This is a genomic window from Phenylobacterium sp., assembly GCF_036501465.1.
In the GTDB taxonomy this organism is placed as follows: Bacteria; Pseudomonadota; Alphaproteobacteria; order Caulobacterales; family Caulobacteraceae; genus Phenylobacterium.
Genome location: NZ_DASYAF010000126.1, coordinates 58,528 through 68,404, shown reverse-complemented (window position 1 = coordinate 68,404; position 9,877 = coordinate 58,528). Strand labels below are relative to the sequence as shown.

The 9,877-nt window shown below is 69.3% G+C and carries 14 protein-coding genes; 8 read left to right on the top strand and 6 right to left on the bottom strand.

Annotated elements, in window-relative coordinates:
- Positions 1-223 precede the first annotated feature (223 nt).
- Positions 224-811 (bottom strand): GTP cyclohydrolase I FolE, encoded by a 588-nt coding sequence (gene folE / locus VGL85_RS13495; RefSeq protein WP_331589465.1) that lies wholly within the window; start codon positions 809-811, stop codon positions 224-226.
- A gap of 142 nt (positions 812-953) precedes the next feature.
- Here folE and VGL85_RS13490 point away from each other — a divergent pair, with 142 nt between their 5' ends.
- Both VGL85_RS13490 and VGL85_RS13485 read left to right on the top strand, forming a co-directional pair.
- Complete coding sequence (locus tag VGL85_RS13490) at positions 954-1,223, top strand: DUF2312 domain-containing protein (protein ID WP_331589464.1); 270 nt, start codon at positions 954-956, stop codon at positions 1,221-1,223.
- Positions 1,220-1,603 carry a hypothetical protein gene (locus VGL85_RS13485; RefSeq protein ID WP_331589463.1) on the top strand — a complete coding sequence of 128 codons (384 nt, stop codon included), beginning with the start codon at positions 1,220-1,222 and terminating at the stop codon, positions 1,601-1,603. The genes VGL85_RS13490 and VGL85_RS13485 overlap by 4 nt, the downstream gene beginning before the upstream one ends.
- Positions 1,604-1,764: 161 nt before the next feature.
- Here the strand turns inward: VGL85_RS13485 and ald are convergent, their stop codons facing one another.
- Complete coding sequence (gene ald, locus VGL85_RS13480) at positions 1,765-2,877, bottom strand: alanine dehydrogenase (protein ID WP_331589462.1); 1,113 nt, start codon at positions 2,875-2,877, stop codon at positions 1,765-1,767.
- Between the two features lie 122 nt (positions 2,878-2,999).
- On the opposite strand from ald, the gene VGL85_RS13475 reads away from it, so the two are divergent.
- Entirely contained in the window at positions 3,000-3,671 is a 672-nt protein-coding gene (locus VGL85_RS13475; protein WP_331589461.1) for a lysoplasmalogenase family protein, read from the top strand.
- A gap of 158 nt (positions 3,672-3,829) precedes the next feature.
- Here VGL85_RS13475 and VGL85_RS13470 read toward each other — a convergent pair whose 3' ends face one another.
- Together VGL85_RS13470 and mtgA are read right to left on the bottom strand one after the other, a co-directional pair.
- Complete coding sequence (locus VGL85_RS13470; RefSeq protein ID WP_331589460.1) at positions 3,830-3,952, bottom strand: hypothetical protein; 123 nt, start codon at positions 3,950-3,952, stop codon at positions 3,830-3,832.
- 117 nt (positions 3,953-4,069) lie between these two features.
- A complete protein-coding gene (gene mtgA, locus VGL85_RS13465; protein ID WP_331589467.1) occupies positions 4,070-4,726 on the bottom strand; it encodes a monofunctional biosynthetic peptidoglycan transglycosylase in 657 nt (218 codons plus the stop codon).
- A 200-nt stretch (positions 4,727-4,926) separates the two neighbouring features.
- Here mtgA and VGL85_RS13460 point away from each other — a divergent pair, with 200 nt between their 5' ends.
- Both VGL85_RS13460 and VGL85_RS13455 read left to right on the top strand, forming a co-directional pair.
- Entirely contained in the window at positions 4,927-5,589 is a 663-nt protein-coding gene (locus VGL85_RS13460; RefSeq protein WP_331589459.1) for a nitroreductase, read from the top strand.
- A gap of 101 nt (positions 5,590-5,690) precedes the next feature.
- The gene (locus VGL85_RS13455) at positions 5,691-6,572 is read left to right on the top strand and encodes a hypothetical protein (RefSeq protein ID WP_331589458.1); all 882 of its coding nucleotides are present in this window, start codon (positions 5,691-5,693) and stop codon (positions 6,570-6,572) included.
- 10 nt (positions 6,573-6,582) lie between these two features.
- On the opposite strand, the gene VGL85_RS13450 is transcribed toward VGL85_RS13455, so the two are convergent.
- Positions 6,583-7,434, bottom strand: coding sequence for an enoyl-CoA hydratase/isomerase family protein (locus tag VGL85_RS13450; protein WP_331589457.1), 852 nt, complete (start codon positions 7,432-7,434; stop codon positions 6,583-6,585).
- Between the two features lie 144 nt (positions 7,435-7,578).
- On the opposite strand from VGL85_RS13450, the gene VGL85_RS13445 reads away from it, so the two are divergent.
- The gene (locus tag VGL85_RS13445) at positions 7,579-7,860 is read left to right on the top strand and encodes an RcnB family protein (protein ID WP_331589456.1); all 282 of its coding nucleotides are present in this window, start codon (positions 7,579-7,581) and stop codon (positions 7,858-7,860) included.
- Between the two features lie 44 nt (positions 7,861-7,904).
- Here VGL85_RS13445 and VGL85_RS13440 read toward each other — a convergent pair whose 3' ends face one another.
- Complete coding sequence (locus VGL85_RS13440; protein ID WP_331589455.1) at positions 7,905-8,882, bottom strand: WD40 repeat domain-containing protein; 978 nt, start codon at positions 8,880-8,882, stop codon at positions 7,905-7,907.
- Between the two features lie 111 nt (positions 8,883-8,993).
- On the opposite strand from VGL85_RS13440, the gene VGL85_RS13435 reads away from it, so the two are divergent.
- On the top strand, positions 8,994-9,437 hold the full coding sequence (locus VGL85_RS13435) for a biopolymer transporter ExbD (protein WP_331589454.1): 444 nt from the start codon (positions 8,994-8,996) through the stop codon (positions 9,435-9,437).
- Positions 9,438-9,656: 219 nt separating this feature from the next.
- The gene (locus tag VGL85_RS13430; RefSeq protein ID WP_331589453.1) at positions 9,657-9,842 is read left to right on the top strand and encodes a hypothetical protein; all 186 of its coding nucleotides are present in this window, start codon (positions 9,657-9,659) and stop codon (positions 9,840-9,842) included.
- Positions 9,843-9,877: the final 35 nt, after the last annotated feature.

Here is a 9,877-nt window from a genome sequence, read left to right as displayed (position 1 = left end):
TCGCCGACACCGGCTGATCCAAATATCCGCTCATCCCCGCGAAGGCGGGGATCCAAGCCGAGTCAGAACCTCGAACAACGCCGCCTTGTCCGTCCGCCGAATGGATTCCCGCCTGCGCGGGAATGAGCGGAAGTCAAAGCCGCGAACCCACACGAACGAAGCGGAAGGCGGCGCCCGCTGCGCGGGCCCTTTCCGTGTGGTCCGTGTGTTCCCCTCAGGCCGCCTAGTGATTGCCGTCGCGCACCAGGTCGAAGAACTCCTGGCGCGTGCGCGGGTCGGTGCGGACCTCGCCCAGCAGATGGCTGGTGGTCAGCCGCGTGCCGGGCGTGTTCACGCCGCGCATGGTCATGCAGCTGTGCTCGGAGACGATCACCACCCCGACGCCCTTGGGGTTCAGGATGTCGCAGATCGCCTCGGCGATCTCGGCGGTGAGCTTCTCCTGGATCTGCAGCCGGCGCGCGAAGCCGCGCACCACACGCGCCAGCTTGGAGATGCCCACCACCCGGTTGGACGGCAGATAGCCCACATAGGCGCGGCCGATGAACGGCAGCATGTGGTGCTCGCAGAAGCTGACCACCGGGATGTCCTTCAGGATCACCAGCTCGTCGTAGCCCGCCACCTCCTTGAAGGTCTTTTCCAGATAGTCGCGCGGATCGGTCTCGTAGCCGGCGAACAGCTCGCGGTAGGATCGCGCCACCCGGGCCGGGGTCTCCAGCAGGCCCTCGCGCTCCGGGTCGTCGCCGGCCCATTCGATCAGGACCCTGACGGCGGCCTCGGCCTCGTCCTGGGTCGGGCGTGTCTTGTTCGGCATGGACCTTTCCCTTTGCGTCAAGCGGCAACGGTTAGCATGCGACGAAGTTCATGGGGACAACTGCGCCGGGCGCGATGACAGCCTTCGGACCCACAGCTAGGGTCCGCCGAACCCTTTTCCCCTTAAGTAGACGAGACCTCCGATGGCCGACGACGCCTCCGCCCACCCCGACGTGCTGAACCAGGCCGCCCAGGGCCAGCTCCGGTCGATCATCGAGCGCATCGAGCGCCTGGAGATCGAGAAGGCCGAGGTGGCCGAGCAGATCAAGGAGGTGTTCGCCGAGGCCAAGGGTAACGGCTTCGACACCAAGATCCTCAGGAAGGTGGTGCGCATCCGCAAGCAGGACCGCGCCAAGCGGATGGAGGAGGACGCCATCCTCGACCTCTACCTCTCGGCGATCGGAGAGATTTGAACCGCAAGCCGCCAGATAAGGCCGGCCGCAAGCCGGGGTCCGCCAAAGGGAGCGGCTTCGGCGCCAACCGCAAGCCGCCAAAAAAGGGGCATGACCCCAAAGCGGCGGCCAAGCGCGCCGCGCTCAATGCGCTGAAGCGCGCCAAGCGCCAGGCCGACCGCGCCGGCGTCAAGCTCTCCGACTGGGAGGGCGAATTCCTGGGCTCGGTGACCGACCGGCTGAAGACCTATGGCCGCGCCTTCGGCGACCCCGAGAAGGGCGCGCCCGGCCAGGCGCTCTCGGCCCTGCAGACCGTCAAGCTCAAGGAGATCGCGGCCAAGGCCAAGGGCGAGAAGAAGGACCTCAAGCGCCGGCCGTTCCGGCGGAAGGGGAAGACCTGATCCTTCTCCCCTCGCGGGAAAAGGTGGCCTGCGGATGCAGGCCGGATGAGGGGCCTCGCCCGCTCATCCGAATATGAGAAGGGGCCGCCGGGCATGCCGCGCGACCCCTCATCCGTCAGCTTCGCCGCCACCTTCTCCCGAAAGGGGAGAAGAGAATTTTTCTATTTCCACGCCCCGTAGGCATCGACGAACGGCTTGCCCAGCGCTTCGGCGACGGCCGGGTGGGTGAGCTGGCCCTTGAGCACGTTCAGGCCCTTGGCCAGGTGCTTGTTCTTCTTCATGGCGTCCAGGCCCTGGTTGGCGAGCGCCAGGCCGAACGGCAGGGTCGCGTGGACCAGGGCTTCCGACGAGGTGCGCGGCGCCGCGCCCGGCATGTTGGCCACGCAGTAATGGACGACGCCGTCGACCACATAGGTCGGGTTGGCGTGGGTGGTCGGCTTCGAGGTCTCGAAGCAGCCGCCCTGGTCGATGGAGACGTCCACCAGCACCGAGCCCGGCTTCATGCGCTTCAGGTCGGCCTTGGTGATCATCTTCGGCGCGCTGGCGCCGGCGGTCAGCACCGCGCCCACCACCACGTCGGCCTTGAGGATCTCCTCCTCCACCGCGTCCTGAGTGGAATAGCGGGTCAGGATGCGCCCCTGGAACATGTTGTCGAGCTCGCGCATGCGTGGGATCGAGCGCTCGACGATCACCACCTCGGCGCCAAGGCCCGCGGCCATGCGCGCGGCGTTCATGCCGACCACGCCGCCGCCCAGCACCACGATGCGCGCCGGCGGCACGCCCGGTACGCCGGAGAGCAGCAGGCCCATGCCCCCGTTGTGCTTCAAGAGGGTCTCGCCGGCCGAGAACACCGCGATGCGCCCGGCCACCTCCGACATCGGCGCCAGCAGCGGCAGGCCGCCGGCCGCGTCGGTCACCGTCTCATAGGCGATCGCCGCGCAGCCGGAGGCCAGCAGGCCATCGGCCTGGGCCGGATCGGGCGCCAGGTGCAGGTAGGTGAAGAGGATGTGGTCCTGGGTGAGCCTGGCCCATTCGACGGCCTGCGGCTCCTTCACCTTCACGATCAGCTTGGCGCCGGCGAACACCGCCTCCGCGTCGGGAACGATCTTAGCGCCGGCCCGCGTGTAGGCCTGGTCGGGATAGCCGGCTCCCGCGCCCGCGTCCTTTTCCACGATCACCTCGTGGCCATGGCTCACATATTCCCGTACGGCGGTCGGGGTGAGGCCGACGCGGTATTCGTCAGCCTTGATCTCGCGGGGCACGCCAACGCGCATGTGAGGCTCCTCGGGGGCGGGTTTTTGCAGGTCGGCGGTGGTTTGAGGGTCGGAGCTTGCAGTGTCAACCGCTAGCTTCCGGCCCGGTCTTTGGCCGTCCGCGGGACCGGTTTAGGCTCGGCTTGCGTGAGGGAGGTGTGGTGGTGGTTCGCAGCCTTGCGGCGAAACTGGCGCTGGCCGCCGCGGTGATCGGCGGGGTCAGCTACGTGGCTTCCTGGGGCCTGCCGCTCAGCCAGCCCGCGTCGCTGGTCTGGAAAGGGACCGGCGTCGGCTTCCTGGCGCTATACGCGGCGATCCGGGCGAAGAGCGTCGACGGTTGGCTGCTGGCGGCGGTGATGGCGCTGGGCGCGGCGGGCGACGTGCTTTTGGGCGCGGCCGGCCAGACGGTGGGCGGAGCGACCTTCCTGGCCGGCCACCTGGTGGCCATGGGCCTATACCTGCGCAACCTCAGGCCGACGCTTTCCGGCGCCGAATGGTTCTGCGCCGCCTGGCTGCCGCCGATCGCGGCGGGCGTCGCCTTCGTGCTGCCGGCCGACCGCGCCGCCGCGCCGGGGATCGCGATCTACGCCCTGGGCGGAGCCGCGGCGGCGGCGCTCGCCTGGATCAGCCGCTTCCCCCGCTCCCGCGTGGCGCTGGGCGCGACCCTGTTCCTGGTCTCCGACGAGCTGATCTTCGCCCGTCTCGGGCCGCTCGCCGGCCAGGCCTGGGTCGATTTCGCGGTCTGGGGCCTCTACTTCGCCGGCCAGGCGCTGATCGCGCTCGGCGTCGCCGGAACCCTGGCCGCGGAGGCCTGAGGCCTGGTCCTTCGCCCAAAAAGAATGCGCCGCCGGCTCGGGGAAGCCGACGGCCCGGTCCTTCGCCCAAAAGAATGCGCCGCCGGCTCGGGGAAGCCGACGGCGCAGGGACACGGGGCTGGAGAGGGCCCCCGTACTAACTCTTCCCTAGATACGGCTCAGCCGCGGCCAGGGACGCGCACCGGGACGCGAACCGGGGCTGGCTGAAGCTGCGGGCGACGGCGACGCGCTTCCACGGCCAGGCTGGCGGCGATGGCGGCGGCGGCGAGGAGCAGCGTCATGGGTCGGTCTCATCCCGGTCCGCGGCCGCCCCGTCCCGGTGCGGGACAGGTCCGCGGGGTTCGGGGCGTGCGCAGCAACGCGCGCGCCAACCGCTCACCAATCCCTCGCAGGAATGGTCAGCGCCGGACGCAGCCGGCCAGGCCGTCGCGGCGGATCGTGCCGGCGGCGGCGGCGATATGGCCGCCGCGCCTCTGGATGTAGGGGCCCGGGCGCGCGGCCTTCCAGGACAGCGGCTTGGGGATGATCGCCGCCAGGCGCGCGGCCTGGGCCGGGTTCAGCCGCGCGGCGCTGACGTGGAAATCGGCCTGGGCGGCGGCCTCGGCGCCATAGACGCCCGGGCCCCATTCGATGGAGTTCAGATAGACCTCCATGATCCTGGACTTGCCCCAGATGGTCTCGATCAGGACGGTGAACCAGGCCTCCAGGCCCTTTCGCACATAGTCGCGGTGCGGCCAGAGGAAGACGTTCTTCGCGGTCTGCTGACTGATGGTCGAGCCGCCGCGCAGCTTCTTGCCGGCCTCGTTGGCGTCCATCGCCTTCTGCATGGCGTTCCAGTCGAAGCCGTGATGGATGCAGAAGCGGGCGTCCTCGGCACCGATCACGCTGCGCACCAGCTCCGGGGAGATGCGGCTCAGGGGAACCCAGCGGCGGTCGAAACCGTGGCCCTGGAACATCCGCTCGACCATCAGCCAGGTCATCGGCGGCGGCACGAAACGGTAGATCGCCACCACGACCACGGGGCCTACGAGGCCGAAGACCAGGACGCCCAGCATCGCCCAGCGGACGACGCGGCCGATCAGGCCACCGCTCCTGCGCTGCGGTCTGCGTGCCACGAAAGACGTCCCCGACGATGCCGCGCCGGAGGCTGGAGCACGCCGCGTCCGCCCGTCAAGCCGCCAGCTTGGCCTCGCGGCGACGAGCGGCTCAATTTCCCCCGAGACTTCTTCCCTGGGGACTTCGTAAGCTCGGCCGCATGAACGTCAGCGACGCCATCGCCGCCCGCATCTCGATCCGCGCCTTCAGGCCCGATCCGGTGCCCGGCGAGGTGGTGGCCGACATCCTGGCCCGCGCGGCCCAGGCGCCCAGCGGCGGCAATCTGCAGCCGTGGCGGGTCTATGCCCTGGCCGGCGAGGCGCTCGGCGACTTCAAGGCGATGGTGGCGGGATCGCCCTTCGGCGAGGAGCCGGAGTACGAGGTCTATCCGCCCAACCTGTGGGAGCCGTTCCGCACCCGGCGCTGGCAGAACGGCGAGGACCTCTACGCCACCATCGGCATTCCACGCGAAGACAGGGCCGCGCGCCTGATGCAGCTGGCCAGGAACGGCCAGTTCTTCGGCGCCCCGGTCGGGCTGTTCTTCTGTCTCGACCGCAAGCTCGGCCCGCCGCAGTGGGCCGACCTCGGCATGTTCATGCAGAACGTCATGCTGCTGGCGGTGGAACGCGGCCTCGACACCTGCCCGCAGGAGTACTGGGCGCGCTATCCGAAGACGGTGGCGAGCTTCTTAGGTTTGCCCGACGACCACATGCTGTTCGCCGGCATGGCGCTCGGCTACCGCGATCACGATCATCCCATCAACACGCTGAAGGCGAGCCGGGACGCCTTCGCGCTCTGGGGCGAGCTCCGCGGTTTCGCGTAACAGCGTATGTGACTACCTGGAATTGTAGCGACACGGTCGTGTTATAAGAAAGTTATAAACGTGCCTTCCAGTCCCATCGGTTCTGGCTGCGGGGCACGGGAATGGCGATTCGTTTCGGGCTGGGGTTGTGGGCGGCTGACCTGCGCGACGATCTGTCGAGGTTCCATCTCCTGCACTATGGCGACCGGGTCGACGGCTTCCTGATCAGCGGCCACAATTCAGGCACCCACTGGCTGCGCTTCATGCTGAGCGCGGCGATCGCCCACCGCCTGGACCTGCCCCGGCCGATCTATTCCAGCGGCCCCTTGAGCGATGTCTTCATCGGCCACGCCCGCCACCGCCGTCTGTTTCCCGACGCTCCGAAGATCGGCAGCTCGCACCACATGCCGTCGCGGCTGATCGCACTGCTGGGCGCCATGCGCTTCATCCGCCTGCCGCCGGTGGTGCTGCTGGTGCGGCACATCCCCGATTCGCTGCTCTCCTACTTCTTCAAGTGGCGGGACGAGAAGGCGTTGGGCGACCTGCCAGGATACCTGGGCCGCGCGCCGCGGGCCCAGGGCGTCGATCTCTGGTGGTTCATCCGCTTCTTCAACCGCTGGGGCCTGCTGAAACGGGTGTTTCCGCGCGCGATCCTGGTGGTCCGCTACGAAGACGTGCAGCGCGATCCGGCGACCTGGGTGCGGCGCATCTGGTCGCACTGGGGCGTGGAGCTCGACGCGGCGGACCTGCGGGCGGCCATGGCGGTCTCCTCGCGCACGGCGGTGCAGGCCTGTCTGGACCCGGCCTATGGCGAGGACATCGCCCCCGACCGCGCCGCCCGCGAGGCCTGCCGCTATGCCGAGCGCGATGTGGCGGTGCTGGAGAGCCGGCTCGCCCGCTACCTGCGCCACGGCTTCGGCTATGCCGCCCTGGTCGGCCGCACCGAGGAGCCGCGTCCGGCGGCCGCTGGGCGGGAGACGGAGCCGACCGTCGCGGTGGCCTGAACGCGGTGCGTCAGCGGCCCTGGAAATCGGCCGGGCGCTTCTCCAGGAACGAGGTCATCCCCTCGCGGAAGTCCTGGGTGCGCACCAGTTGCAGGAACTGCAGGTAGACGTGGTGCACATGGTCGTTGAAGCCTTCCGACAGGCCCATGCGCATCAGCCGCTTGGCCGACTGAACGGCGAGCGGCGCATTGTCGGCGATCTCCTTGGCCGCGGCGCGGGCGCGGGCCATCAGCTGGTCGTCCGGGACCACCTCGTTGGCCAGGCCCAGCTCCAGGCTGTCGGCCGCCGAGAGCGTTCGGCCGGTGAAGATCACCTCGGCGGCCTTCGCCCAGCCCAGCAGGCGCGGCAGGATCCAGGTGCCGCCGCTTTCCGGCACCACGCCGCGCTTGACGAAGGCCGCGGCCAGCTTGCCGCTCTCGCCCATGATCCGCAGGTCGCAGCCGAGCGCGGTGTCCAGGCCATAGCCCGCCGCCGCCCCGTTGAGCGCGCAGATGGTGGGCTTGTCCATGGCGAAGAGAACGGTGGGCGGCGCGGTGCGCAGGTCCAGGTTCACGCTGGGCGCCTGGACCGAGGCCGCCGAGCCGATCCCGGACCCTTGCGTCGCGTCGACCAGGTCCAGGCCCACGCAGAAGGCGCGCCCGGCGCCCGTCAGGACCACCACGCGGACGGCCGGGTCGGCGTTGGCCTTCGCCAAGAGTTCGCTGAGCTGCATCAGCATCGGCCCGGAGATCGCGTTCATCCGGTCGGGCCGGTTCAGGGTCAGGGTCGCGATCCCCTCCGAAACCTCGTAGAGCACCTCGGCGGCGCCCGGGACGGCCTGGGGCACGGCCTGGGTGGGCGTTTCGCGCAAGTCGTCGGCCATGGCGTCCTCCGTTGTGGTCGACGCCAGCTAAGCGCGCGGCCGTTACGGCAGGCAAGCGGGCGAACGGAGCAAGCTTCCGCGTTCCGTCCTTCAACGGGGACTTGGGCGCGCGTGCGCTCCTGCGCCCACAATCCGGAGAGCGTCATGAACAAGGTCCTGATCGCCGCCGCCGCGGCCGCGTTGTCGTTGAGCGCCGTTTCGGCCGCCTATGCCCAGCCGCCCGGCGGCTGGGTGCGCCACGACGAGTGGAAGAAGGGCTACCACATGCGCCACGACGACTGGGCCCGTGGCCAGCAGGTCGACTGGCACGCCCATCACCTGCGCCGCCCGCCACATGGCTATGAATGGCGTCAGGTCGACGGCAACTACGTCCTGGCCGCCGTGGCGACCGGGGTGATCGCCTCGATCATCGCCAACAGCCACTAGGCCCAACAGCCACTAGGCCCAACAGCCGCTAGGCCCAACAGCCACTAGGCCTCCGCGGAAACCTCCGCGACGCCAGCCGCGCCGTCCTCACAGCCCCAGGCGACGCGCTTGGCGTCCGGGGTGATGGCGAGCGCGGTGACGGGCGCGCCCTTCTCGGCCTTGACCGGGACGATCCGCTGGCCGGTGACGTCGCAGGCCCAGACGCGCCCGTCGTCGAGGCCGGCGGCCACCCAGCTGAGGCCGGGCGCGGCGGCGACCTTCACCACGCTGGAAGCCTCGTCGTAGCCCACTTCGGCGGCCTGCTTGCCCATCGGCCCGGCGCCGCCCGCGAACGGCCAGACCACGACGCCGTTGGCGCCGGAGGTCGCCATCAGCGCGCCCTTTGAGAAGAAGGCGAGGCTCTTCGGCTTGGCCGGATAGCCGCCCATGCGCATGTTCTTCTCGTCGGCGACGCGCCAGCCGTGCAGCTGGTTCTCCTGCATGGCGCTGATCAGGAACTTGCCGTCCGGGCTCCAGGCGCAGGCGACGTGGCTGCCGGCCCAGTCCAGCCTGACGGGCTTCTGCCCCTCGATCCGGGCGTACCACAGCCAAGCCCCGCCGTAGGTCGCCGCGGCGATCCGCCGCCCCTTGGGCTCGAAGGCGATGTCGGCCACGGTCCGCTCGTGGACGAAGCAGCGCGCAAAGCCCGCGTCGGCCGCGTCGCGGACGAACAGGTCGCGCCCCGCCGCGAAGGCGATCAGGCCCGAGGCGGGGCTGGCCGCCACCACGTCGATCCACTTGCCGGGCAGGTTCGCCAGATCCTGCACATCGCCGCCGCGGGTCCAGGCCAGCCGGCCATCGTCGCCGCCGGTCACCAGGCCTTCGCCGGAGGGGTGCAGCGCCGCCGCCAGGATCGCTCCGCCGTGCGCCGTCCAGGCGTCGCCGCCCTCGGAGCGGACCGTTCCGTCGCCGAGCGCGAACAGGGCCTTATGGGCGGCGTCAAAGCAGACCGCCGTTACGTAGGCGTCGAACTCGTAGGGCATGGCTTCCAGTAGTTCGCGGCTTCGGGCTTTACAACGTCGCGGCGGCTTGCCAATGGTCGCTGGACTCTTAATGGGACGGGCGGGAAACGCCCCAGGGAAGGAAAGTTACGAATGGGCGCTAAGCTCAGTAGTGGTGGCGGCGGCCGGTTTGACCTGGGCCAGAACGCCGACATCAACGTCACGCCGTTCGTCGACGTGATGCTGGTGCTGCTGATCATCTTCATGGTGGCGATCCCCGCCGCCACGGTCTCGATCAAGCTCGACCTGCCGCCGGCCCAGCCGCCGCCGCCGGGGACCAAGATCAAGGAGCCGATCGTCATCAATATCCAGAATGGCGGCGGCGTGTTCATCGACACCGCGGCGACCAACCTGGCGAACCTGACGGCCGACCTGTCGAAGAAGCTGGCCGCCGACGATCCGGCGACCCCGCCGACGCAACAGCGCGTCTACATCCGCGCCGACAAGCAGGTCCGCTACGGCGACTTCATGGCGGTGATGAACACCCTGCAGGGCAACGGCTTCTACCAGGTGGCCCTGATCAACGAAGAGCTCTGATCCCCAGGGGGCGTTCAGGAAGCCTTCGGACGAAACAAGAGCCCGCCGGGGCGACTCGGCGGGCTTTTTCGCGCCGTGGGCCTGGTGAACGAAGCGCTCTGAGCAACCCTGCGTTCATCGTGAAAATCCGATTCAGCATTAAGCGGCGCGTAACCTCGTTCGGCCGATGATCGGGGCAAGCGCGGCCAGAACGGCCGCCGATAAGCGCGGAGGCGCAAGATGTGGAATTCGGTGGAAGTGTCTGTCGGGCCAGCGACCCATCGCGGCCGCTATCGGGTGGAAGGCGACCATCTGGTCCTGGAATGGCGAAACGGCCGGGTGGCCGAACGCTGCGGCCTCTTGAAGCCCGAATATGTGGCGGCCAACGTCCTGAAGCAGCTCGTCTCGGCCCAGCGCGCCGCCTGACGCCAACCTTCCGGTTGTCATATTTCCGAGATACT

What these genes read in the sequence shown, in the direction of transcription:
- folE (WP_331589465.1), bottom strand. Translation starts at nt 811, where the DNA reads ATGCCGAACAAGACACGCCCGACCCAGGACGAGGCCGAGGCCGCCGTC.
- VGL85_RS13490 (WP_331589464.1), top strand. Translation starts at nt 954, where the DNA reads ATGGCCGACGACGCCTCCGCCCACCCCGACGTGCTGAACCAGGCCGCC.
- ald (WP_331589462.1), bottom strand. Translation starts at nt 2,877, where the DNA reads ATGCGCGTTGGCGTGCCCCGCGAGATCAAGGCTGACGAATACCGCGTC.
- VGL85_RS13470 (WP_331589460.1), bottom strand. Translation starts at nt 3,952, where the DNA reads ATGACGCTGCTCCTCGCCGCCGCCGCCATCGCCGCCAGCCTGGCCGTG.
- mtgA (WP_331589467.1), bottom strand. Translation starts at nt 4,726, where the DNA reads ATGCTGGGCGTCCTGGTCTTCGGCCTCGTAGGCCCCGTGGTCGTGGTG.
- VGL85_RS13460 (WP_331589459.1), top strand. Translation starts at nt 4,927, where the DNA reads ATGAACGTCAGCGACGCCATCGCCGCCCGCATCTCGATCCGCGCCTTC.
- VGL85_RS13455 (WP_331589458.1), top strand. Translation starts at nt 5,691, where the DNA reads ATGGCGATTCGTTTCGGGCTGGGGTTGTGGGCGGCTGACCTGCGCGAC.
- VGL85_RS13450 (WP_331589457.1), bottom strand. Translation starts at nt 7,434, where the DNA reads ATGGCCGACGACTTGCGCGAAACGCCCACCCAGGCCGTGCCCCAGGCC.
- VGL85_RS13445 (WP_331589456.1), top strand. Translation starts at nt 7,579, where the DNA reads ATGAACAAGGTCCTGATCGCCGCCGCCGCGGCCGCGTTGTCGTTGAGC.
- VGL85_RS13440 (WP_331589455.1), bottom strand. Translation starts at nt 8,882, where the DNA reads ATGCCCTACGAGTTCGACGCCTACGTAACGGCGGTCTGCTTTGACGCC.
- VGL85_RS13435 (WP_331589454.1), top strand. Translation starts at nt 8,994, where the DNA reads ATGGGCGCTAAGCTCAGTAGTGGTGGCGGCGGCCGGTTTGACCTGGGC.
- VGL85_RS13430 (WP_331589453.1), top strand. Translation starts at nt 9,657, where the DNA reads ATGTGGAATTCGGTGGAAGTGTCTGTCGGGCCAGCGACCCATCGCGGC.